The organism is Pseudomonas sp. NFX5 (assembly GCF_049132125.1).
GTDB lineage: Bacteria > Pseudomonadota > Gammaproteobacteria > Pseudomonadales > Pseudomonadaceae > Aquipseudomonas > Aquipseudomonas marginalis.
The window spans coordinates 189,414-211,747 of the sequence record NZ_JAFMZG010000006.1 but is presented as its reverse complement, the minus strand read 5'-3'; the positions used below and the strand labels follow the sequence as shown (position 1 = coordinate 211,747).

The window sequence follows — 22,334 nt, the reverse complement described above, 5'->3', positions numbered from 1 at the left end:
TCAGGCAGCCCCTTCGCTTTCTTCCACCAGGTCGAAGCGCACCACGCGCCGGTTGCTCTGGTCTCCGAGCAGGAGTTTTTCCACCACGAAGATCAGGGTCAGCAGCCCGCCAATCGGGATCGGCATATAGGTGATGCCCACGCGCAGGGTCGGGATGGCGCTCATGAACTGGTTCCAGGTGGACAGGCACAGCTTGGTGCCCCAGATCGCCATGAACAGGCAGATGGTGCCCATCAACAGTTGCGACAGGATGCCGACGATGCGGCGCTGGGCGGGCGGCAGGCGGTCCGTGACCATGGCCACCGACATATGCGCGCCGGCGCGGTAGCTGGCGGCGGCACCGATAAAGGTGAACACCAGCATCAGCAGGATGGCGGTGGGCTCCGGCCAGCTGGAGCCGGTGCCGAGGACGTAGCGGGCGAAGATGCCCCAGGGAATGATCAGCGCGACGCCGAGAACCGAAAGGCCGGCGACCCAGATGCAGGTCATGTAGATGCGGTCGTTGATGCGCAGCAGTAGATTCTTCATGGCGTTCACCGTAACCGGGCGCGGCGGTGCAGACCGCGCCGGGCCTTTTGCGAGAGGCAGGAGAGGTTATTGAACGGCGTCGATGCGCGCGATGATGTCGGCGTAAGGCGCGCCGTACTTGGCGCGAACCGCTGCGGTGGCGTCATAGAAGGGCTTTTTGTCGACGGTGATGAACTCGACGCCGGCCTTTTTGAGTTTTTCCTCACTGCTGGCGGACTTGGCGTCCCACAGCGCGCGCTCATCGGCCTGGGCGGCCTTGGCGGCGTTTTTGACCATGACCTGTTGCGCCGGGGTGAGCTTGTTCCAGGTGATTTTCGACATCACGATGGGCTCGGGCAGGATCAGGTGCTCGGTGAGGGTGTAGTACTTGGCGTTCTGGAAGTGATTGTGTTCCAGCAGGGTCGGCGGGTTGTTCTCCGCGCCGTCGATCACCCCCGTCTGCAAGGCGCTGAAGATCTCGCCGGTGTCCATGGCAATCCCGTTGGCGCCCATCGCGTTGAAGGCGTCGATGAACAGCGGGTTGCCTTGCACGCGGATCTTCATGCCCTTGAGGTCTTCGATCCTGCGCACCGGCTTCTTGGTGTAGAGGTTGCGTGTGCCGCCGTCCATCCAGGCCAGGGCCACCAGGCCGAACTCGGAGTCGGTGATCTTGGCGAGGATTTCATCGCCGATCTCGCCATCGATGACCTTGCGCATATGCGCCTGGTCGCGGAACACGAACGGCAGGTTGAACACGTTCACGTCCGGCACCACCGGCCCGACGATGCCGAGGCTGACGCGGGTCATCTGCACGGCGCCGACCTGGGCCTGTTCGACCACTTCCTTCTCGGAGCCCAGCACGCCGCCGGGGAAGTACTTGAAGGTCAGTTCGCCGTTGCTTTCCTTGGTCAGGGCCTTGCCCATGTTTTCTTCGGCGACGACGGTGGGGTAGCCGGCGGGGTGGATGTCGGCGAATTTGATTTCCAGCGCATGGGCGGCGCTGCTGAGGGTAAAGACTGCGGCGGCGAGCAAGGTGCGTTTGAAGTCCATGGGAGGTCACTCCTGTGTTGTTATTGTTGTATTCAAGGCACAGCGATGCAGCTAGAGGATGAAGCGGGGCTCCGGCAATCCGGTGACACCGGGGTTGAGGGCGAACACGCCACCGGACACTGACTGGGCACTCTGGTCGTCACGGATCGAGGTGACAAACAGGGTGTCCAGGCGGCTGCCGCCGAAGGCGCACATGGTGGGTTTTTTCACCGGCACGCTCAGGGAACGGTCCAGGCGCCCATCGGGGGTGAAGCGGTGGATCAGGCCGGCGTCGTTGGCGCAGATCCAGTAGCAGCCATCGGCGTCCACGGCGGCGCCGTCGGGGCGGCCGAGGAAGTTGTGCATGTCGACGAACACGCGACGGTTGGACGGCGTGCCGGTGTCGATGTCGTAGTCGAAGGCCCAGATCTGCTGCACCAGCGGGTGCGAATCCGAGGCATACATCGTGCGGCCATCGGGGCTGAAGGCCAGGCCGTTGAGGGTGATAAAACCGTCCAGCTGGGCGTGGGGGGCTGAACCCGATGCATAGCGATAGAGGATACCTTCGGCCGCATTCGCGCCCATGTTCAGCACCATGCTGCCGGCCCAGAAACGGCCCTGGCGGTCGCAACGGCCGTCGTTCAGGCGCATGTCCGGGCGTGGATGCTCGACACTGGCCAACGGCGTGGTATCGAGGCTGGCGTCGTTGTGCGGTGTGAGTTGGAAGAAGCCGGTTTCCATCCCGGCGACCCAGTTGCCCGCCGTGGTGCGGGCAATGCAGGCGAGCATCTGCGGGGCTTTCCAGGCGGCAACGTGGCCGCTGGCGGCGCTCCATTTTTGCAGGCCGCCGTTGGGGATATCCACCCAGTACAGGGCGTTTTCTTCGGGCACCCACACCGGGCATTCGCCCACGGCATTGCGGGCGTCGACGATCAATTCAGCAGTCATGGCCACTCATTCCCTTGGGTTGGTGTGAACTCAGTCACCGAACGGCCCGGCGGCGCAGAACGCACCGCCCTGATAGACCTTGGCGGGGTCATCGGCGGCCACCGGTGGCTGGGCTTCGACCTGGGCACGGAAGACTTCGGAGCTGTCTTTCGGGGCGTAGCCCAGGTGTGCGGCGTAGCGGTTGTCCCACCAGGTGTCGAGGTTATCCGACATGCCGTAGACCACGGTGTGGCCGACGTTCGGCGTATACAGCGCGCGTTCCAGCAGTTGGGTCAGGTCGTCGAAGCTCAGCCAGGTGTGCATCATCCGGCGGTTCTGCGGTTCCGGGAACGAGGAGCCGATACGGATGCTCACGGTCTCGATGCCGTAGCGGTCGAAGTAGAAGCTCGCCATGTCTTCGCCGTAGGACTTGGACAGGCCGTAGTAGCTGTCGGGGCGGCGTGGGGAGTGGGCGTCGATGGTTTCGGTCTGCTTGTAAAAGCCGATCACATGGTTGGAACTGGCGAAGATCACACGTTTTACCCCATGGCGGCGCGCGGCTTCGTAGATATGGAAGGTGCCGCTGATATTGGCGCCGAGGATTTCTTCAAACGGACGCTCCACCGATACACCGCCGAAGTGCAGGATGGCGTCGACGCCTTCCACCAGGTGGTGCACCGCTTGTTTGTCGGCGAGGTCGCAGGGCTGGACTTCTTCCGAGGCATCCACCGGCGGGGCCATGCTGGCGATGTCCGACAGGCGCAGCACCTGGGTGTAGGGACGCAGGCGTTCGCGCAGGACTTTGCCGAGGCCGCCGGCGGCACCGGTGAGCAGCAGGCGGTTGAAGGGAGCGGGGGTAGTCGTGGTCATGGGGATTCCAAATTTTTGTTGTAGGTTGTCGTATGACTGTGCCGAAGTATTGTTAGGGATCCCCCAGGTTGTCAACGTTCTTCCAGACGAGTGAGATTCAAATGTGGGAGGGGGCTTGCCCTCGATGAGGGCGTGCCAGTGAATGCATCTGTTACTGACCCACCGCCATCGGCAGCAAGCCCCCTCCCACAGGGGATTTTCTGGGGCTGGGAGACTAGGTTCTACAGCAGGGAGATTGGATAGCTGATAAAGATCCGGTTTTCGTCGAACTCGTTGGTGCTGAAATCCCGACGCATGGTGGAATTCCGCCACTTAACGTTGAGGTTCTTCAACGCACCGCTCTGCACGGTGTAGGCCAGTTCCGATTCGCGCCCCCATTCCTTGCCATCGGTGATCGCCCCGGTATGTACGTTACTGCCGCTGATATAGCGGTTCATCAGGGTCAGTCCCGGCACGCCGAGTACCACGAAGTTGAAGTCATGCCGCACCTGCCAGGATTTTTCCTTGGCGTTGTCGTAGCTGGCGTTGTAGCTGTCGTTGGCCAGGGTGCCGCCACTGGTGCCGTTGACGCGCATCCACACGCTGTCGCCGGTGAGTTTTTGCAGGCCCACATAGAAGGTGTTGCCGCCGTATTTGGCCGAGAGCAGGGCGAACACGGTCTTGTTGTCGAGGTCGCCGGCCAGGGCGCTGCCGTCTTCCTTGCCGTTGAAGAAACCGAGGTTGGCCCCCAGGGTCCAGTCGCCCACGGGCTGGCTGTGGGTCAGGTTGAAGTACTGCTGCTGGTAGATATCGGCCAGCTCGGCGTACCACACGCCGACCTGGGTGCGCTTGTCGTTGAAGGTGTATTCGCCGCCGCCGAAGTTGAAGCGATCGGAGGTGAACGCGGCTTTGCCGTTCATGAACATGTCTTCCATGCTCGCGTCGTTGCGCGGGCTGTTGCCGCGAAACTGGCCGCCGTAGAGGGTCAGGCCGGCGATTTCGCTGGACGTCACCTGGCCGCCGCGAAAGGTCTGGGGCAGCGAGCGGCCATCGTCGGAGCGCAGGATCGGCAGCACCGGCATCCACTCGCCGACCTTCAATTCGGTCTTCGACAGCCTGGTTTTCAGCGCCACGCCCAGGCGCCCGAAGTTGTCGGCGGGGCGGCCGTCATCGTGGATCGGCAGCAACTGGGTACCGCCGGTGCCTTTGCCGCCATCGAGCTTCTGGGAATACAGCCCCAGCACATCGATGCCGAACCCCACGGTGCCCTGGGTGAAGCCGGACTTGGCGTCGAGAATAAAACTCTGCGTCCACTCTTCGGCCTTGCCCTGGGGGTTGCTCGGGTTGGTGAAGTTGCGGTTGAAGTAGGCGTTGCGCAGGTTGAGCGTGGCCTTGGCATCATCGACGAAACCGTCGGCATGGGCGAGGAGGGGCAGGGTAAACAGGCCGATAACACTGAGACGCGCGGACGAATTGCGGGCGAATGGACTCACAGTGACGCTCCCTTTCATTTGTTGTTTTTATTATTTGTTATACGTCGTCGTACAACATTAGGGCGGATATTTGCGGGGTTTTCGTGGGGTGTCAAGCAGAAGTTATACGATGACTAGGTGAGGGTTGATCCAGAGCGCACAGGGTCAATGTGGGAGGGGCGGTGCGACGATTCGACTTGCCCCTTCCACATTCAGCCCGCCAGGACCATCGGCGGCAAAGTGCCAAGGAGTGAAACGGCCGCGACAGCACAAACACCGAGCAGCCATTCCAGCATCACGCTGGCCTTCAAGCTGCCCAACCGCTGTTCGCCGCTATCCAGGCGCAACCGGTTCAACAATGCCAGGGCCAACATGCCCAGCACCAGCATCACCTTGATCAACAGAATCAGGGCAAAACCACTGAACAACGGCGTGGGCCACAGCTGCCCGGTAAGTACGCGCACATTGATCAGGCCGGTCACCAGCAGGCCGCTGACCAGGCCATAACCCACGCCGCTGAAACGACGCAGGACAGGCGCCAGCTCAACACGGTGTGACTGCCTGAGGATCAATACCAGCAGCAGTAACCCACCCAGCCATGCGCCGACGCATATCAGGTGCACCACCTGATTGAGGATCAACAACTGCCCGCTCAGCCCGTCGAGCATGGCGCCATGGCCGACCGGGGCGAGGGTCATCAGCAGCAGTGTGAGCAATGGCAGGCGCGGGGTTTTCCACGGGGTTATCAGGGCGATGACCAGCAAGCCATTGACGATCAGGTGCCAGGTCCACACCTGGCCAAAAAAGGTCTTGCCCAGCACCAACTGCACGGTCGACAGTTCCAGTGCCGCCGGCCATGAACCGGCCATGCTGGCGGTAATCAACCCCAGCCAGATCAGCCCCGACGCGAGGGCCGTCCATGCCAGCCCACGGGTGATGCGCAGCAATTGCCGGTCCAGCACCGGCTGCGGTTCAGCGCCGAGGAGCCAGGGCCTGAATACACAGGCCCCGAACATCAACAGCACGACGATGAAATGCACGAACCGGCACAGCACCAGCAGCGTTGCCATGGGTTATTGGCCGACCTTGAAGCTGTATTCACCGTTGCTTTTGTGGGTGTCGACCGACACCGCATTCCACACCACCTTGTAGGTGCCCGCCGCAAGTGGGGCGGCCGGTGTCACCACCAGGGTTTTCTTGTCGGCGTCCGGGGTTTCCAGGCCTTTGATGGCGATTTCGATGCCGTCCTTGCTCAGGGACACCTTGGTGAAGGTGGCTTCGACGCCTTCGCTGAAGGTCAGGCGCAGGTCTTGGGGCGCGGTGACGCTGCTGTCCGCCGCAGGCGTGGCGCTTTTGAGATGAGCATGGGCAAATGCTGCGGAGGCACCCAGCAGGGAGGCGAGCAGGGCGACAGTGGTCAGGGTTTTCTTGATCAACATTGTGCAATACCCATCAATGGTTAGGAGCGGGCAGTGTACGAAGTTTCGACTGCGCCTGTCGCCCCGATCTAGAGCGGTGGTAGTCTTTGGGGCATGTCTTTGTCAGGGAGCCCTTATGGGCAATCACAAGAGCGGAATTCGCCGGGTCAACGTCGAGAAAATCCTGCTGGCGGCGGAGAAGATCTTCGCCGAAAAGGGCTACGGCAGCACCGCCATGGCCGATATCGCCGAAGAAGTGCAACTGCCGCGCTCCAACCTGCATTACTACTTCACCACCAAGAGCGAGCTGTACAGCGCGGTGCTGTTCGACCTGCTGGAAGTGTGGAAGCAGGACGCCCTCAGCTTCGAAACCTTCGATGACCCCCGGGTGGTGCTCAGCAGCTATATCCGCGCCAAGATGCAGCGCTCGCGCACGCGGCCCTATGGCTCCAAGGTCTGGGCCAACGAGATCATCCACGGCGCGCCGACACTCGGTGAGGCGTTGGATGAAAGCCTGTACGACTGGGCCAAGATGAAGGAAGCGAAAATTCGCCAGTGGGTGGAAGACAAGCGCATCCTGCCGGTGGAGCCGTCGAGCCTGCTGTACATGATCTGGGCGTCGACCCAGCACTACGCCGACTTTGATCACCAGGTGAAGATTTTGAATGATCACCAGCCGTTGTCGGATATGCAGTTCGAGAAGGCGATCCAGACGGTGACCAGTGTGATTTTGCGTGGGATTGGGTTGGAGCCTTGAGTACTGTGGTGGGGCTTAGGGCCTCATCGGGGGCAAGCCCCCTCCCACATTTGATGTGTGGTGTGGGAGGGGGCCCCCGATAGCGGCCTGCAGGCCTAAACCGCTTCCCGGTACGGATTCCTCGGATCCTGCGTCCAATTCAAAAACGGCTTGCCCGTGTCGATCGGTACCATCTCGATGCAATCCGCCACCGGGCAGGTGATCTGGCACAGGTTGCAGCCCACGCACTCGTCATCGATCACTTCGTATTTATGCGTGCCGTCCGCCTGTTTCAGACTGGCGATGGCCTGGTGCGAGGTGTCCTCACAGGCAATATGGCAACGCCCACAGCCAATGCACGCCGCCTGGTCGATCCTGGCGATCACCTGGTAGTTGATGTCCAGGTACTTCCAGTCCGTGGTGTTGCCCACCGCACGCCCGGAAAATTCTTGCAGGCTGGTGTAGCCCTGGCTGTCCATCCACCGCGACAGCCCATCCTTCATCTCTTCCACGATGCGAAAACCATGCAGCATCGCCGCCGTGCACACCTGCACCGCGCCGCAACCGAGGGCGACGAATTCCGCGGCGTCGCGCCAGTTGCCGATGCCGCCGATCCCGCAGATCGGCAGGCCTTGGGTCTGCGGGTCACGGGCGATTTCGGCAACCATGTTCAGGGCAATCGGCTTGACCGCCGAGCCGCAGTAACCGCCGTGGGTGCTCTGGGTGCCGACCATCGGCAGGGCGACCATGCGTTCCAGGTCCACGCTGGTGATGGAGTTGATGGTGTTGATCAGCGACACCGCGTCCGCACCGCCGCGATACGCCGCCCGCGCCGCCACGCGGATGTCGGTGATATTCGGCGTGAGCTTGACGATCACCGGCAGCGAGCAATAGGTCTTGCACCAGCGCGTCACCTGTTCCACGTATTCCGGCACCTGGCCCACCGCCGCGCCCATGCCGCGTTCGGGCATGCCGTGGGGGCAGCCGAAGTTCAGCTCGATACCGTCGCAGCCGGTGGCTTCCACCAGGGGCAGGATGTTTTTCCAGGACTCCTCTACGCAGGGCACCATCAGCGACACGATCAGCGCGCGGTCGGGCCAGTCCTTTTTGACCTGGGTGATTTCCCGCAGGTTGATCTCCAGGGAGCGGTCGGTGATCAGTTCGATATTGTTGATGCCCAGCACTTCACGGTTGGCGCCGTAGTGCGCCGAGTAGCGCGATGACACATTGACCGCCGCCGGGTCTTCACCCAGGGTCTTCCACACCACGCCGCCCCAGCCCGCTTCAAATGCGCGGACCACGTTGTAGGCTTTGTCGGTGGGCGGCGCGGAGGCCAGCCAGAACGGGTTGGGGGCCTTGATACCGGCAAACACAATCGAGAGATCGGCCATTACGCAGCCTCCACATTGAGCATGAGTTGGGCGTGCATGGCTTCGGCGGCCAGCTTGCCGTGTTGCACCGCCTGCACGGTGAGGTCCTGGCCGAGGCTGACGCAGTCACCACCGGCGTAGACCCCAGGGACGCTGGTGCGCAGCTGTTCGTCGACGAAGATACGCTCGCCGACGCGGTGCAGCTGTTGCGCCAGGGGATCGTGCAAGGCGTCGTTGTCGAAGCCCTGGCCGATGGCCTTGAAGATGGCATCGGCGGCCAGTTCGAAGGTTTCTCCGGTGGATTGCAGGCGGCCGTTTTCCAGGCGGGTGCGGGCGAAGCGCATGCCGCGTACGTGGCCCTGGTCGTCGAGCAGGACTGCTTCGGGTTGGGCCCAGGTCAGCAGGCGCACCTGATTGGCCTTGGCGATGTCCTGCTCATGGTGGGTGGCGCCCATGTCGGCCAGGCCACGGCGGTAGACGAGGTTCACATCACGGGCACCGAGCCGGGCCATTTGCACAGCCATGTCGATGGCGGTATTGCCGGCGCCGAGCACGATGCAGCGGTCGGCCAGGGGCAGTTGGCTCAGGTCATCGGCCTGGCGCAGTTCGCGGATATAGTCGGTGGCGGCGAGCAGGCCGGGTGCGTCCTCATGGGGTAAGCCGAGTTGCTTGCTGGCCGCCAGGCCCAGGCCAAGGAACACCGAATCGAATTGCTGGTGCAGTTCGCTCAGGGTGAGGTTGTCGCCCAGGCGCTGGCCGTGGCGGATTTCGATGCCGCCGATCTGCAGGAGGAAATCCAGTTCCTTCTGGGCGAAGTCGTCGACCAGCTTGTACTTGGCGATTCCGTATTCATTCAGGCCACCGGCCTTTTCCTGCGCTTCGAAGATCACCACGTCGTGCCCGTGCACAGCGGCGCGATGGGCGCAGGCCAGCCCTGCGGGACCTGCGCCGACCACGGCGACGCGTTTGCCGGTGGGGGCGGCACGCTGGAACGGGTGTTCGCTGAAGTGGGCGTTATCGATGGCGTAGCGTTGCAACAGACCGATCAGCACCGGCGCGCATTCTTCGGCGTTGTTACGCACGCAGGCTTGCTGGCAGAGGATCTCCGTCGGGCAAACTCGCGCGCAGCTGCCGCCAAGGATGTTGGCCGAGAGGATTTTCTGCGCTGCGCCCTGGACGTTGTCGGTGTGGATATTGCGGATGAACGACGGGATGTCGATTTCGCTGGGGCATGCGTTCACGCAAGGGGCGTCGTAGCAATACAGGCAGCGCGAGGCTTCCAGTTGGGCCTGGCGCGCGTTGAGCGGCGGCGCCAGGTCGGTGAAATGGCTGGCGAGGGTGGCGCCGTCTTCATGGGGATGGGGGAGGTGGGTCAGGGTCTGGATCACGGTGTGGGCCTCACGGTTTTTTTGGATTGCCTCTAAGTGGGCATTTTTGTTGCCTGTTCGGGCCTCATCGGGGGCAAGCCCCCGATAGCGGTCTCAGCGTTTCACAGCAACCGGCCTGGAATGCTCCGCCCGCTTGCTCAACTGCTCGAACACCGACGGATATGCCGGCCGTTCCACATAGCGCCCGGCGCCACGCTCGGCGCGCAGGTCGCCATCGGCCCAGACCAGCTTGCCCTGGCTGATGGTGTGGCTCGGCACGCCGCGCACGGTCTTGCCTTCGAAGATGTTGAAGTCCACCTTCTGATGGTGAGTCTTGGCGGAAATGGTCCGCGTGCCTTCGGGATCCCACAGCACCAGGTCGGCATCCGCACCCACGCGGATCGCGCCTTTGCGCGGGTAGAGGTTGAAGATCTTCGCGGTGTTGGTGGAGGTCAGCGCGACGAATTCCTGCATCGACAGGCGTCCGCTGTTGACCCCTTCGTGCCACAGCAGCGCCATGCGGTCTTCGATACCGGCGGTGCCGTTGGGGATCTTGCTGAAGTCGTCACGCCCGACGGCTTTTTGCTCGGCGCAGAAGCAGCAGTGGTCGGTGGCGGTGGTGTGCAGGTTGCCGGATTGCAGGCCATGCCACAGCGCTTCCTGATGCCCGCGCGGGCGGAACGGCGGGCTCATCACATAGCCGGCGGCGGTTTGCCAGTCGGGGTGCTGGTAGACGCTGTCGTCCAGCAGCAGGTGGCCGGCGAGCACTTCGCCGTAGACCGCCTGGCCCTTGCCCCGGGCGTAGGTGATTTCATCCAGCGCTTCCCGGGTGGACACGTGCACCAGGTACAGCGGCGTGCCGATGGTCTCGGCGATACGGATAGCGCGGCTGGCCGCTTCGCCTTCCACCTGGGACGGGCGCGACAGCGGGTGCGCTTCCGGCCCGGTGATGCCCTGGGCCATCAGCTTGCGTTGCAGGTGGTACACCAGCTCGCCGTTTTCCGCATGCACGGTGGGTACGGCGCCGAGTTCCAGGCAGCGTTCGAAGCTGGCCACCAGGGTGTCGTCGGCCGCCATGATCGCGTTCTTGTAGGCCATGAAATGCTTGAAGCTGTTGATGCCGTGGTGGCTGACCAGCTCGGCCATTTCCTCGCGCACCTGCTCGCTCCACCAGGTGATCGCCACGTGGAAGCCGTAGTCGGCCGCGGATTTTTCCGCCCAGCCCCGCCACTGATGGAACGCTTCCATCAACGATTGCTGCGGGTTGGGAATCACGAAGTCGATAATCGACGTGGTGCCTCCGGCCAGACCCGCCGCCGTGCCGCTGAAAAAATCTTCACTGGCCACCGTGCCCATGAAGGGCAGTTGCATATGGGTATGGGGGTCGATGCCGCCGGGCATCAAATATTGGCCGCTGCCGTCGAGTTGTTCAGTGCCGGCGGGGATATCCAGGTCCGTGCCAATGGCGCGAATCAGACCGCCTGCGCATAAAACATCGGCGCGGTAACTTTCATCATGGGTAATAACGGTGGCGCCACGGATCAACAGCGACATGTCGAGTTCCTCACAGGCTTGACCGGCTTGTGCCAGTTCTAAGTGTTGTATGGCTACGCGCCGATGGTCGGTTAATTCCTGTCATCGGTGACAGGAATAGAAACTAGCCCGAGTTTTTCGATTGGGCAAGAAGATTTTTTATAAGCTTATATTGAATTTAAATTGTTGATTTATAAGGTAAAAAATACAAAATCACCAAAATGCAGCGGCCTCTCACCATTTTGACGCACTTGACAGGTTCTCAATATGAGCAACATTTCTTATTGCAAATCAGACGCTTGAGAGATGCCTCTTGACGAGGTCGGTAAATAAAAATAATTGTGGTGCACCAGATTGAGTCCTGACAGTTCGGATAACTTGCGCGTTATTTAGCCTGAGTCACGCGGCAAGTACCTTAGGCACAATCGGAAAGCTGATTAACATCAGCCAGTTATATAAGCGGTGCGGGTTCAAGGGCAGTTGTCGGCACGGTTATTGAGTGCAGTGATGGCTGGCCGGGCCCGTGATGTCATGTTGTTTACGAGGTACTCCGGCCACCCTGCATTCAGCGCGGGGTGAGCAACAATAATTCGAAAAAACCGTGGAGCGGCCATGCAACAGAACAGATCGCAAGTCATTGAGCGCAACGGCCTGTACGAACTCGACGCCGGTCCCGACGTCCTCGACAGCCCCCGCTACAACCACGACATGGCACCGACCAAGGTGCACGAACGCACCTGGAACAAGTGGCACATCACCGCGCTGTGGGTCGGCATGTCGATCTGCGTGCCCACCTACACCCTGGGCGGTGTGCTCACCGCGTATTTCGGGCTGTCGGTGGGTGAGGCGCTGATGGCGATCTTGCTGGCCAATATCGTGGTGCTGATCCCGCTGACCCTCAACGCTTTCCCCGGCACCAAGTACGGCATTCCGTTTCCGGTGTTGCTGCGTTCGTCCTTCGGCATCCTCGGTTCCAACGTGCCGTGTTTGATTCGGGCATTGGTGGCCTGCGGCTGGTTCGGGATCCAGACCATGTTCGGCGGGCTGGCGATCCATCTGTTCCTGGGCTCGATTTTCGAGGGATGGAAGTCCCTCGGCGGCACTGGTGAAGTGATCGGCTTCATGATTTTCTGGTGCCTGAATCTGTGGGTGGTGCTGCGCGGTGCCGAGTCGATCAAGCGTCTGGAAACCCTCTCGGCGCCGTTGCTGGTGGCGGTGGGCATCGGCCTGCTGGTATGGGCGATGCCCAACGTGTCGATCAGCGAGTTGATGGCAATCCCGCCCAAGCGGCCCGAAGGCGCGAGCCTGACCGGTTACTTCATGGCCGGCCTTACCGCGATGGTGGGGTTCTGGGCCACCTTGTCGCTGAATATTCCCGACTTCAGCCGCTACGCCAAAAGCCAGAAGGACCAGATCCTCGGGCAGATTTTCGGCCTGCCGCTGACCATGTTCCTGTTCGCCGCCCTCGGCGTGATCATGACCGCCGCCTCGGTGAAACTGGTGGGCGTCAGCGTATCCGACCCAGTGACCCTGATCGGCCATATCCAGAGCCCGGTGTGGGTGGCCGTGGCCATGGCGCTGATCATCGTCGCCACGTTGTCCACCAACACCGCCGCGAATATCGTCTCGCCCACCAACGACTTCCAGAACATCGCGCCCAAGCTGATCAACCGCACCACGGCGGTGATCCTCACCGGGTTGGTGGGCTTGGCGTTGATGGGCCACGAACTGCTGAAAAAACTCGGCCTGATCGTCTCGGATGTGAGCCTGGAAACCGTGTATTCCAACTGGTTGCTGGGCTATTCGAGCCTGTTGGGGCCGATTGCCGGGATCATGGTGGTGGACTACTTCATCACCCGCAAACAACAACTGGACCTGGCCGGCCTGTACCGCGACGACGTGTACCCGGCGTGGAACTGGAGCGGTTTTATCGCCTTCGGTGTGCCGGTGGTGCTGACCTTGCTGTCCCTGGGCAGTGATGCGTTCAGCTGGTTCTACAGCTACGGCTGGTTTACCGGTTCGGCGTTGGGCGGGTTGTTGTATTACGGCCTGAATGCCGGGCGTGGAGCCAGCCCGGTGGTTGTCAATTCATAAGAAATACACGCCTGAGGAGATCCCCATGAACGCTGCCCTTGACGTTCTGCAATCGACCCACCAGCACATCAACCGCGACCGCTTGTGGCAGTCGCTGATGGACCTGGCCAAACTCGGCGCCACCCCCAAGGGCGGCGTGTGCCGCCTGGCCCTCACCGACCTCGACCGCAAGGCCCGCGACCTGTTTGTGCAGTGGTGCGAAGACGCCGGTTGCACCGTGACCGTCGACGGCATCGGCAATATCTTCGCGCGCCGCCCTGGGCGTAATCCCGACCTGCCGCCGGTGATGACCGGCAGCCATATCGATACCCAGCCCACAGGTGGCAAGTTCGATGGCTGCTTTGGCGTGCTGGCGGGAGTGGAGGTGCTGCGTACGCTCAATGACCTCAAGATCGAAACCGAGGCGCCCTTGGAAGTGGTGGTGTGGACCAACGAGGAAGGCTCGCGCTTCCCGCCGTGCATGATGGGCTCGGGTGTCTTTGCCAGGAAATTCACCCTGGCGGATACCCTGGCCAAGGTCGATGCGGACGGGGTCAGCGTGGGTGATGCGCTGAATGCGATCGGCTACGCGGGAACCCGTCCTGAGAGTGGGCACAAGGTCGGTGCGTATTTCGAGGCGCATATCGAACAAGGGCCGATTCTGGAGGATGAGAAAAAGACCATCGGCGTGGTGCTCGGCGCCCTCGGGCAGAAGTGGTTCGACCTGAAACTGCGCGGTGTCGAGGCCCATGCGGGGCCGACGCCGATGCACCTGCGCAAGGACGCCCTGGTAGGCGCGGCGGCGGTGGTGGCGGCGGTCAATGCGGCGGCCTTGGGGCACCAGCCCCATGCGTGCGGGACCGTCGGTTGCCTGCAGGCGTATCCCGGTTCACGCAACGTCATTCCTGGCGAGGTGCGCATGACCCTGGACTTCCGGCACTTGGAACCGGCACGGTTGGATTCGATGATTGCCCAGGTGCGCCAGGTAATCGACGAGACCTGTGCCAGGCATGGGCTGAGTTTTGAAATGGAACCCACGGCTGACTTCCCGCCGCTGTACTTCGACAAAGGCTGTGTGGACGCCGTGCGCGATGCGGCCAATGGGCTGGGCTTGTCGAACATGGACATCGTCAGCGGGGCAGGGCACGACGCGATTTTCGTCGCCGAGTTGGGGCCGGCGGGGATGATCTTTGTGCCGTGTGAAGGGGGCATCAGCCACAACGAAATCGAGAACGCCGCCCCGGATGACCTGGCGGCGGGGTGTGCGGTGTTGTTGCGGGCCATGGTGGCTGCATCGGCAGCCATCGCCAGCGGCAAACTCGCCGCCTGAAATGCGGGTAAAAAATGTGGGAGGGGGCTTGCTCCCGATAGCGGTGTATCAGTTACAGATAAGCTGACTGACCTACCGCAATCGGGAGCAAGCCCCTCCCACATTTGAACTGTGCTTGACGTTAAACCCAGATGGCATCCCACAGTGGGTAGTCGCCAATCCGCTCGACCAGACCCGCTCTCAATGGATTAGCCACCACATACCGGGCCATTTTCACCAAGTCATCTTCCTTGCGCAGAGCCCGGTCATGAAAGCTCTCTTGCCAGAGCCGGCCCTTGCGACCACTCACGCCATTGACGGTCCTGGTGCTTTTTGACTTCACCTGGCACATCAAGTCCGCCAGCGAGCCTTTTTTCAGCTCAAGCAACCAATGGAAATGGTCCGGCATGATGACCCATGCCAGGGAATTGGCCAGCCCTTGGTACTGGGCTAACCGAAATTGCCAGACCACCAGGCGACCGAGATGGAAATTGCTGAATATCGGTATGCGTTCGTGGGTGTTGGTGGTGATGAGGTAGATACGGTCGGGTTCGCTGAATCGACCGATGCGCAGGCGGTGTGAAGCGGGTAAATCTGCCATTCCTTGGCCCTCTCTAGATGTGCTTAGAGAGGCTAGATTGGCGAGCAGGCGGTTGATGGGCAGGCTTTTGGCAGGATGTGTCTGGGAGGACGCTATCGGGGGCAAGCCCCCTCCCACATGGGGTCCGCAGTGCTTATACATTATGTGTCTGACGCAGGATCAGTGTGGGAGGGGGCTTGCCCCCGATGAGGCCAGAACTGACGCTGCCGCAACCTCATTGCACTTGGAAGTATCTTGCTTTGAGGCTGTGGTGTAAGGCATGTCTTATTCCTTCGTACGAATCCTCTTTTGCTCTTCTCCTCGCTCATCATCTTGGCTATCCGGTGTTAGGTTCTGCCGCGCAAAAACCTAATGCAGAGGAAGCATGCAATGGCGAACCCTATACCCACCGCCTGGTGTATCGGTTGACGAAAATATGGCCACCGCTTTTCATAAAAAGAATGTACTGAAAGCCGGTTCAGCGTTTATGTACTCTTGGTTTTATATTCAGGTCCGCAATCGCGGCCCGTGGGACTACAAGCAAATTTCCAAAGAATATGAAGCGTTTGGAAACTTTCACTATGGCGCCGTGGGGATTGCCGCGGGTTTCAGCGAAGAAGTGCTTTTACGTGCAGCGGGACTTGCTCAAACCAGGGCGGGTACGGATAAACCCGAGTTTGGTCGTTGGTGGGGGGATGCGCCTTTCGGTGACGATCCAGTCGACCAATATTGGATCAAGAAAGGAATCAGGTATGCCAGGTTCAGGAACTACTAGAAAGTCGCTTTATTCAACGGTCACAACGATCTTGCTGGCGCTTTGCTTGGTGTATATCGCTGGTGATTGGCTGCTTTCGCCGGGCCGTCCGCAATTGACGGAGGTTGTACTCCGCGTGCCGATCAGTGATGACGCTTCGATCTATGGCGTCAAGGATGATCGCGGAGGGGCCACTGTGCCGTTCAGTTACCGATATTACGTTTACCGCACCTTGGGAACCGATAGTGAAATATTGGCTGTATTGAGAGATGCCAATCCGTTTCTGGTTACGCGTGACGGGGCGGTAAAAGTTGATGTCGAGAGCCGTTCGATTACGGTTTCGGTGTCGGGGGATGTATCCGACTATCACAGCAGTACCTTGTATCGGCATGCCAATGGTAGTGATTACACAGTGGTGAGTGTTTTTCTTAATAGTCGGCCTGAGGGCTGAAATATGCGGTGGATCAGTCAGTGAAGATTGGCTGAATCACCGCAATCGGGGGGCTCAGCTACGGATAAACTGGCTGTTCCACCGCTATCACTGTGCCTGGGGTGATGTCAGGCGCCAGGTTGCCAGCCGCCGCCGAGTGCGGTCATGAGTCCTACACTGGCCTGCAACTGCCGCGTCTGCACCGCCTGCAATGTCCGCTGCGCCTGCAACGCCGCCGTCTGCGCGGTCACCACATCCAGGTAACTGACCGCCCCCGCCTGATAGCTGTTCATCGCCAATGATTGCGTATGCTGCGCCGCATCCGCTGCCGCCTGTTCATCCTGCGCCTCCTGCTGCAAATCCCGTAGTTGCGCCAGGTTATCTTCCACCTCGCGCACGGCCTTCAGCACCTGGCTACGGTACTGCGCCGACGCCTCTTCAAACTCGGCCTTGGCCTGGCGTTCATTGGCGCTCAAGCGGCCACCGTCGAAGATCGGCAGGTTCACCAACGGTCCCAGCGCCCAATACCGATTGCCCGCCGACAGCAGATTGCCGACGCCCTGTGTCTGCCCGCCAATCAACCCGGTCAAGCTGAAGTCCGGGTACCACGCCGCCTTGGCCACGCCGACATTTGCGTTGGCCGCAAACACCCGGCGCTCTGCCGCTGCAATATCCGGGCGACGTTGCAACAGGTGGCTTGGTAACTGTGACGGAATTTCCGGCAGGGCGATCAGTTGCTGGCCGGGCGGCAAGGTAAAGTCGCTGGCTGCCACGCCCACCAACTCACCGATGGCGTGCTCGGTGAGGTTGCGTTGGCCGCGCACTTCATCCAATTGCGCCCTGGCCTGCGCCAGTTGATTTTGCGCACGGGTCAGGTCCAGCTCCGAGGCTATCTGGCCCTCGTAGCGGCTGCGGGTCAATTGCAATGCCTGGCTGAAATCATCCAGCGAGCGAGTGAGAATCCGGCTCTGTGCATCCAGCCCATTGAGCTGCACGTACAAGGTCGCCAACTGACGCTGCAAACTCAGGCGTGCCACCGCCAGGTCATCCCCGGACGCTTGCGCCTGGGCATCGCCGGCCGCGACCTGGTTGCGGATTTTGCCCCACAGGTCCAGGTCATAGCTCAAGGAAAACCCCGCGATGTTGCTGTTGTACACCGACGGTTGCGTATCCCCCCGCAACGGTCGCGAATCCGATTGCCGCTGGCGCAGCGGTTGCGCGCTGGCGGTGATCTGCGGGAACAGGCCTGCGTGCAGTTGGCTGGCATACGCTTGGGAAGCATCAAAGTGCGCCAGCGCCGCCGCCAGGTCCGGGTTGGCCTTGAGCAGCTGCTGTTGCAGGTCATTCAGGCGCGAATCGTTGTAGAGCTTCCACCATTCGGGTGCCAGTTGGTCGGACGGCTGCGCGCTGTGCCAGGGGCCATCGCTGGTCTGTTCGCGGTAGTGGGGCGGCAGGTCGATCGCCGGCACCTTGTAGGTCGGCGCCATCGAGCAACCCTGCAAGAGCAGCAGCGTCAATGCGGCGAGCGGTTTAAGCCTTATGCGCATGCGCACCTCCGGAGGCATCGGCGAGCTGCACGGGATCACCTTCGCGCAGGGCATCGGGCGGGTTGTCGACGATGCGGTCGGCGGGTTTCAAGCCCTGGTCGATCACCAGGCGTTCGCCCAGGTCGAGGCCGATATGGATGGGCTGCAGGTGCACACGGTTCTGCCCGTCCAACACCGCCACCTGGGTGCCCTGGGCGCGGAAGATCAGGGCGCTGGCCGGGATGCTCACGCCATGGGTATCGGCCGGAATCGGCAGGGTGGCCTCGGCATAATCACCGGGCAGCAGCTCGCCGTCGGGGTTGTCGGCGACGAACTGGGCGAGCAGGGTGCCGGAGCGGCGGTCGATGGCGGTGGAGTCACCGATCAGGCGCGCCTTGAAATGCTTGCCGGGGTGCTCGGGCACGGTCAGCTCGGCTTCAAGGCCCGGATGGATGACCGCTGCGTAGTTCTGCGGCACCGGTACGTAGAGGCGCAATTGATGGGTGTCGGCAATGTTGAACAGTTCCGGATCGCTGTCGGTGTCGGCCTTGATCAGCTGGCCGATATCGGTGTTGCGCGCGGTGATGGTGCCGGCGAACGGGGCGCGAAGGGTCTTGTAGTTTTCCAGCGCCGACAGCCGGGCGTAGTCGGCAGCGGCGGCCTCGGCGTTGGCCTTGGCGGCAGCGGCATTGGAGGTTTTTTCATCGGCCTCCTGGCGCGAGACCGAATGGCTGGCCAGCAGGTTTTGCCAGCGCGTGGCGGTGGTTTCGGCCAGGCGTGCGTTGGCCTGTTCCTGCACCAGGCGTGCATGGGTCTGCGCCAGCTGTTGATCCAGGTCGGGGCTGTCGATTTCCGCGAGGACTTGCCCGGCCTTGACCCGGCTGCCGATATCGACTTTCCAATCCTTCAGGTAACCGCTGACCCGGGCGTGGATCGGCGCCTTGCTCCAGGCTTCCAGGTGCGCCGGCAGGCGCAAGGTATCGCCGGCCACATTCTGCCGGGGCTGGAACACCATCACGTGCGGGATGGCGGCGGTCTCGGTCCAGGCCGTGACCGATTGTTCGTGCAGCGTGCGGGCATGCAGGCCGTTGGCGACCAACAGGGCGGCCAGGGTCAGGCCGCCGACACCCATGAGCATCAGACGCTTGCGCGAGGGTTTGTGATCAGACGACATGTGGGGTTTCTCCTGCAACTGCGCGAGTAGGGTGACGACCGTGGACCAGGCTGAAGACCACGGGAACAAACAACAATGTGGCGAGGGTCGCGAAGATCAAACCGCCGATGACGGCGCGCCCGAGCGGGGCGTTCTGCTCCTCGGAAATTGCCAGGGGCAACATGCCGATGATCATCGCCAGGGCGGTCATGCACACCGGGCGGAAGCGCGTGTAACCGGCCTCCATGGCGGCTTTCAACGCATCACCATGTTCGGCCAGGCGCTCACGGCAGAAGCTCACCACCAGGATCGAGTTGGCCGTGGCGACGCCCATGCACAGGATGGCGCCGGTGAGCGCCGGCACCGACAAGGAGGTGCCGCTGAGGAACAGCATCCACACGATGCCTGCGAGCGCCGCCGGCAACGCGGTGATGATGACGAACGGGTCGGCCCACGACTGGAAGTTGACCACGATCAGCAGGTAGATCAGCACCACCGCACCCAGCAGGCCAAGGCTCAAGCCGCTGAAGGCCTCATGCAGCGCATCGATCTGCCCGTGCAGGCTGATCGTCGCGCCTTTGGGGCGCAGATGCGCGGTGTCATCCAGCACCTTTTGCACGTCGCGGGCTACGCCGCCGAGGTCGCGGCCCTGCACGTTGGCGTACAGGTCCAGGGTCGGTTCGATGTTGTAGTGGGTCACCACCGCCGAGCTTTGCACGCGGGAGATAGTTGCTACGCCGCCGAGGATCTGCGACTGCCCATCGGCGCCGGTGACCGGCAGCGCTTCCAGCGACGGCAGGCTGTCGAGGCGGTATTGCGGGGTGGCGGCGACAATGGAATAGGACACGCCGTTGGCCGGGTTGAGCCAGAAGGTCGGCGCGGTCTGCGAACTGCCGGCCAGCGACGCCACCATGCTGTTGGTCACGTCCCGCTCGGTAATGCCCAGGCCGTTGGCGCGCATGCGGTCGACATTCACCTGCAGCGACGGGTAGCCGGTGGACTGCTGGATGCGCAGGTCGGCGATACCGGGCACGTGTTGCAGGCGACGTTCCAACTCGACGGCATAGGCGCGGTTTTCTGCATCGCTGCGCCCGGAGATTTTCACGTCCAGCGGCGCCGGCGCGCCGAAGTTGAGGATCTGGCTGCTGATGTCCGCCGGCAGGAACGCAAAGTGGCTGCCAGGGAAACTCTGCGGCAGCGCTTCACGCAGTTTCTTCACGTAGTCCGCGGTAGGCGCATGGCCCTTTTTCAGGCTGACCTGGATGTCGCCATCCTGCGGGCCGATGGTACCGCTGCTGCTGTAGGCCATGTCGATGCCGCTGAGCGGAATGCCAATGTTATCGACGATGGTGTCCAGTTCTTCGGCGGGGATCACTTCACGGATCCGCGCTTCGATGCGGTCGAAGGCGGCGGCGCTTTCTTCGATACGCGTGCCCAGCGGCAGGCGCACATGCAGGGCCAGCGCGCCGGCATCCGTCGCCGGGAAAAAGTCCTGGCCCAGGCTGGGCAACAGCAGGAATGAGGCGAGCACACAGGCAAGGAAGCCGACGATAAAACCCTTGCGATTGCCCAGGGCCAACGTCAGCAGGCCATGGTAGGTGTCGCGGATATTCGAGAAGTGACGCTCGAAACCTTGCTGGAAATTCAGCACGGCTTGCAGCGCGGCATTGCGCGGTTTCTTGTGCTGCTCGCCCTCATGGTGGTTGATGAATTCGTCTTCAGGGTGATGTCCGGCACCTGGCTCCGGCATATGTGGCTTGAGCAGGAACATCGCCAGCGTCGGCACCAGGGTGCGCGAAAGAATGAATGAGCTGGCCATGGCAAAGATCACCGCCAGCGCCATCGGCCGGAACAGATAACCGGCGATGCCTTGCAGCAGGAACATCGGCACGAACACGATGCAGATGCACAGCAGCGAGACGAACGCCGGGCCGACAATTTGCGCGGCACCGTCGAGGATCGCGGTCTTCACCGCCTTGCCTTGTTCCAGGTGCCAGTTGATGTTTTCGATGGTCACCGTGGCGTCGTCCACCAGGATCCCTACGGCCAACGCCAGCCCGCCGAGGGTCATGACGTTGAGGGTCTGCCCGCTGACCGCCAGCAGCGCAATGGCCGACAGTACCGCCAGGGGAATCGACGCCGCGATAATGATCGTGGAGCGCCAGCTGCCGAGGAACAGCAGGATCATCGCACTGGTCAGCAGCGCGGCGATGATGCCTTCCTGGGCCACGCTGCCCACCGATTGCTTGACGAATACCGAGGCGTCGCCCAGCAACGAGGTCTTCAATGACGGCGGCAGGGTTTCGTTGATGCGCGGCAGCATCTGGCGGATACCGTCGATGATCGACAAGGTGGAAATGCTGCCGTTTTTCAACGCCGGCATCAGCACCGCGCGATGGCCGTCGACGCGCACGATGTTGGTCTGCGGCGGCGAACCGTCGCGCACGTGGGCAACCTGGCCGATGGTGATCAGCGCGCCGTCGACGGTCTTGATCGGCAGGTCGTTGAGCTCATCGATGGCCTTGGGGCTGTTGTTGAGCAGGATCGTGTATTCATTGGGGCCGAGTTTGGCGGTGCCCACCGGGATGATCTGGTTCTGCAGCGCCAGGGCATTGCCCACATCCTGGGCCGACAAGCCTTTGGCCGCCAGCGCCTGGGGGTCGAGGTCGAGGGTGATCTGCCGCTGCTTGCCACCCATCGGCGTGGGCATGGCCAGGCCGGGCAGGGCGCTGAGGGGCAGGCGGATATTGTTCTGCACCAGGTCGCGAATTTTGGCTTCCGACAGCGTGGGGCTGGAGAACGCCATTTGCAGGATTGGCACCGTGGAGGCGCTGTAGTTGAGGATCAGCGGTGGCGTGATGCCCGGTGGCATCTGCTTGAGCACCGTTTGTGATACGGCGGTCACTTGGGCGTTGGCGGTGCGGATGTCGACGCCGGGCTGGAAGAAAATCTTCACGATGCCCATGCCGGGCAGGGATTGCGATTCGATATGTTCGATGTCGTTGACGGTGGTGCTCAGGGAGCGTTCATAGGTGTAGATCACCCGGCCGGCCATGGCGTCCGGCGACAGGCCGTTGTACTGCCAGACCACGGCGACCACAGGGATGCCGATATCGGGAAACACGTCGGTGGGGGTTCGCAGGGCCGCCATCGGCCCGATGATGCAGATGAATATGGCCAACACGATAAACGTGTACGGCTTTTGCAGTGCGGTCTTTACCAGCCCGAGCATGCGTGAACCTCCGAGGGAGCAGGATTGCAAACCCCGGCAGTCTTGCCTGACCCACCTAACACGCGCCTT

Annotated in this window: 19 protein-coding genes; 5 read left to right on the top strand and 14 right to left on the bottom strand. The window is 61.9% G+C overall.

The annotated features are described in order from the left end of the window. The 7 genes from J1N02_RS02415 to copC all read right to left on the bottom strand — a co-directional run bounded on the left by J1N02_RS02415 (window position 1) and on the right by copC (window position 6,223). Window positions 1-528, bottom strand: coding sequence for a TRAP transporter small permease (locus tag J1N02_RS02415; protein ID WP_027606220.1), 528 nt, complete (start codon window positions 526-528; stop codon window positions 1-3). A 66-nt stretch (window positions 529-594) separates the two neighbouring features. Beyond that, the gene (locus tag J1N02_RS02410) at window positions 595-1,557 is read right to left on the bottom strand and encodes a TRAP transporter substrate-binding protein (RefSeq protein WP_027606221.1); all 963 of its coding nucleotides are present in this window, start codon (window positions 1,555-1,557) and stop codon (window positions 595-597) included. A gap of 51 nt (window positions 1,558-1,608) precedes the next feature. Then, complete coding sequence (locus J1N02_RS02405) at window positions 1,609-2,484, bottom strand: SMP-30/gluconolactonase/LRE family protein (RefSeq protein WP_421147117.1); 876 nt, start codon at window positions 2,482-2,484, stop codon at window positions 1,609-1,611. A gap of 30 nt (window positions 2,485-2,514) precedes the next feature. After that, window positions 2,515-3,333 carry an NAD-dependent epimerase/dehydratase family protein gene (locus J1N02_RS02400; RefSeq protein WP_027606223.1) on the bottom strand — a complete coding sequence of 273 codons (819 nt, stop codon included), beginning with the start codon at window positions 3,331-3,333 and terminating at the stop codon, window positions 2,515-2,517. Between the two features lie 221 nt (window positions 3,334-3,554). After that, window positions 3,555-4,805 carry an OprD family porin gene (locus J1N02_RS02395; RefSeq protein WP_027606224.1) on the bottom strand — a complete coding sequence of 417 codons (1,251 nt, stop codon included), beginning with the start codon at window positions 4,803-4,805 and terminating at the stop codon, window positions 3,555-3,557. A gap of 191 nt (window positions 4,806-4,996) precedes the next feature. After that, a complete protein-coding gene (copD, locus tag J1N02_RS02390) occupies window positions 4,997-5,854 on the bottom strand; it encodes a copper homeostasis membrane protein CopD (protein ID WP_421147116.1) in 858 nt (285 codons plus the stop codon). Between the two features lie 3 nt (window positions 5,855-5,857). Then, entirely contained in the window at window positions 5,858-6,223 is a 366-nt protein-coding gene (gene copC, locus J1N02_RS02385; RefSeq protein ID WP_098479131.1) for a copper homeostasis periplasmic binding protein CopC, read from the bottom strand. Window positions 6,224-6,338: 115 nt separating this feature from the next. Between copC and J1N02_RS02380 the strand changes: the two genes are divergently transcribed. Next, window positions 6,339-6,959, top strand: a complete 621-nt coding sequence (locus tag J1N02_RS02380) for a TetR/AcrR family transcriptional regulator (protein ID WP_027606227.1) — start codon at window positions 6,339-6,341, stop codon at window positions 6,957-6,959. Between the two features lie 95 nt (window positions 6,960-7,054). Here J1N02_RS02380 and preA read toward each other — a convergent pair whose 3' ends face one another. The 3 genes from preA to hydA form a co-directional block, all read right to left on the bottom strand. Next, on the bottom strand, window positions 7,055-8,329 hold the full coding sequence (gene preA, locus J1N02_RS02375) for an NAD-dependent dihydropyrimidine dehydrogenase subunit PreA (RefSeq protein ID WP_065927011.1): 1,275 nt from the start codon (window positions 8,327-8,329) through the stop codon (window positions 7,055-7,057). Next, a complete protein-coding gene (locus J1N02_RS02370; protein WP_421147115.1) occupies window positions 8,329-9,696 on the bottom strand; it encodes an NAD(P)-dependent oxidoreductase in 1,368 nt (455 codons plus the stop codon). Before J1N02_RS02370 ends, preA begins: the two co-directional genes overlap by 1 nt. A 93-nt stretch (window positions 9,697-9,789) precedes the next feature. Further along, the gene (gene hydA / locus J1N02_RS02365; protein ID WP_027606230.1) at window positions 9,790-11,229 is read right to left on the bottom strand and encodes a dihydropyrimidinase; all 1,440 of its coding nucleotides are present in this window, start codon (window positions 11,227-11,229) and stop codon (window positions 9,790-9,792) included. 591 nt (window positions 11,230-11,820) lie between these two features. On the opposite strand from hydA, the gene J1N02_RS02360 reads away from it, so the two are divergent. Both J1N02_RS02360 and J1N02_RS02355 read left to right on the top strand, forming a co-directional pair. Beyond that, complete coding sequence (locus J1N02_RS02360; protein ID WP_421147114.1) at window positions 11,821-13,302, top strand: NCS1 family nucleobase:cation symporter-1; 1,482 nt, start codon at window positions 11,821-11,823, stop codon at window positions 13,300-13,302. Between the two features lie 25 nt (window positions 13,303-13,327). Next, window positions 13,328-14,611, top strand: a complete 1,284-nt coding sequence (locus tag J1N02_RS02355) for a Zn-dependent hydrolase (RefSeq protein WP_065940161.1) — start codon at window positions 13,328-13,330, stop codon at window positions 14,609-14,611. 121 nt (window positions 14,612-14,732) lie between these two features. On the opposite strand, the gene J1N02_RS02350 is transcribed toward J1N02_RS02355, so the two are convergent. Next, on the bottom strand, window positions 14,733-15,191 hold the full coding sequence (locus tag J1N02_RS02350) for an REP-associated tyrosine transposase (RefSeq protein WP_115488540.1): 459 nt from the start codon (window positions 15,189-15,191) through the stop codon (window positions 14,733-14,735). 415 nt (window positions 15,192-15,606) lie between these two features. Here J1N02_RS02350 and J1N02_RS02345 point away from each other — a divergent pair, with 415 nt between their 5' ends. Both J1N02_RS02345 and J1N02_RS02340 read left to right on the top strand, forming a co-directional pair. Beyond that, window positions 15,607-15,945 carry a polymorphic toxin type 44 domain-containing protein gene (locus J1N02_RS02345; RefSeq protein WP_421147119.1) on the top strand — a complete coding sequence of 113 codons (339 nt, stop codon included), beginning with the start codon at window positions 15,607-15,609 and terminating at the stop codon, window positions 15,943-15,945. Next, on the top strand, window positions 15,923-16,375 hold the full coding sequence (locus J1N02_RS02340) for a hypothetical protein (RefSeq protein WP_421147113.1): 453 nt from the start codon (window positions 15,923-15,925) through the stop codon (window positions 16,373-16,375). The genes J1N02_RS02345 and J1N02_RS02340 overlap by 23 nt, the downstream gene beginning before the upstream one ends. 107 nt (window positions 16,376-16,482) lie before the next feature. On the opposite strand, the gene J1N02_RS02335 is transcribed toward J1N02_RS02340, so the two are convergent. The 3 genes from J1N02_RS02335 to J1N02_RS02325 are packed head-to-tail and all read right to left on the bottom strand — an operon-like array spanning window position 16,483 to window position 22,265. Beyond that, window positions 16,483-17,901 carry an efflux transporter outer membrane subunit gene (locus J1N02_RS02335; protein WP_421147112.1) on the bottom strand — a complete coding sequence of 473 codons (1,419 nt, stop codon included), beginning with the start codon at window positions 17,899-17,901 and terminating at the stop codon, window positions 16,483-16,485. Further along, window positions 17,885-19,054 carry an efflux RND transporter periplasmic adaptor subunit gene (locus J1N02_RS02330; RefSeq protein WP_115488538.1) on the bottom strand — a complete coding sequence of 390 codons (1,170 nt, stop codon included), beginning with the start codon at window positions 19,052-19,054 and terminating at the stop codon, window positions 17,885-17,887. The genes J1N02_RS02335 and J1N02_RS02330 overlap by 17 nt, the downstream gene beginning before the upstream one ends. Beyond that, on the bottom strand, window positions 19,044-22,265 hold the full coding sequence (locus tag J1N02_RS02325; RefSeq protein WP_421147111.1) for an efflux RND transporter permease subunit: 3,222 nt from the start codon (window positions 22,263-22,265) through the stop codon (window positions 19,044-19,046). Before J1N02_RS02325 ends, J1N02_RS02330 begins: the two co-directional genes overlap by 11 nt. Between the last annotated feature and the right edge of the window lie 69 nt (window positions 22,266-22,334).

What these genes read in the sequence shown, in the direction of transcription:
- J1N02_RS02410 (WP_027606221.1), bottom strand. Translation starts at nt 1,557, where the DNA reads ATGGACTTCAAACGCACCTTGCTCGCCGCCGCAGTCTTTACCCTCAGC.
- J1N02_RS02350 (WP_115488540.1), bottom strand. Translation starts at nt 15,191, where the DNA reads ATGGCAGATTTACCCGCTTCACACCGCCTGCGCATCGGTCGATTCAGC.
- J1N02_RS02325 (WP_421147111.1), bottom strand. Translation starts at nt 22,265, where the DNA reads ATGCTCGGGCTGGTAAAGACCGCACTGCAAAAGCCGTACACGTTTATC.
- J1N02_RS02400 (WP_027606223.1), bottom strand. Translation starts at nt 3,333, where the DNA reads ATGACCACGACTACCCCCGCTCCCTTCAACCGCCTGCTGCTCACCGGT.
- J1N02_RS02330 (WP_115488538.1), bottom strand. Translation starts at nt 19,054, where the DNA reads ATGTCGTCTGATCACAAACCCTCGCGCAAGCGTCTGATGCTCATGGGT.
- J1N02_RS02380 (WP_027606227.1), top strand. Translation starts at nt 6,339, where the DNA reads ATGGGCAATCACAAGAGCGGAATTCGCCGGGTCAACGTCGAGAAAATC.
- J1N02_RS02360 (WP_421147114.1), top strand. Translation starts at nt 11,821, where the DNA reads ATGCAACAGAACAGATCGCAAGTCATTGAGCGCAACGGCCTGTACGAA.
- J1N02_RS02355 (WP_065940161.1), top strand. Translation starts at nt 13,328, where the DNA reads ATGAACGCTGCCCTTGACGTTCTGCAATCGACCCACCAGCACATCAAC.
- J1N02_RS02405 (WP_421147117.1), bottom strand. Translation starts at nt 2,484, where the DNA reads ATGACTGCTGAATTGATCGTCGACGCCCGCAATGCCGTGGGCGAATGC.
- J1N02_RS02345 (WP_421147119.1), top strand. Translation starts at nt 15,607, where the DNA reads ATGGCCACCGCTTTTCATAAAAAGAATGTACTGAAAGCCGGTTCAGCG.
- J1N02_RS02340 (WP_421147113.1), top strand. Translation starts at nt 15,923, where the DNA reads ATGCCAGGTTCAGGAACTACTAGAAAGTCGCTTTATTCAACGGTCACA.
- J1N02_RS02415 (WP_027606220.1), bottom strand. Translation starts at nt 528, where the DNA reads ATGAAGAATCTACTGCTGCGCATCAACGACCGCATCTACATGACCTGC.
- copC (WP_098479131.1), bottom strand. Translation starts at nt 6,223, where the DNA reads ATGTTGATCAAGAAAACCCTGACCACTGTCGCCCTGCTCGCCTCCCTG.
- hydA (WP_027606230.1), bottom strand. Translation starts at nt 11,229, where the DNA reads ATGTCGCTGTTGATCCGTGGCGCCACCGTTATTACCCATGATGAAAGT.
- J1N02_RS02335 (WP_421147112.1), bottom strand. Translation starts at nt 17,901, where the DNA reads ATGCGCATAAGGCTTAAACCGCTCGCCGCATTGACGCTGCTGCTCTTG.
- preA (WP_065927011.1), bottom strand. Translation starts at nt 8,329, where the DNA reads ATGGCCGATCTCTCGATTGTGTTTGCCGGTATCAAGGCCCCCAACCCG.
- copD (WP_421147116.1), bottom strand. Translation starts at nt 5,854, where the DNA reads ATGGCAACGCTGCTGGTGCTGTGCCGGTTCGTGCATTTCATCGTCGTG.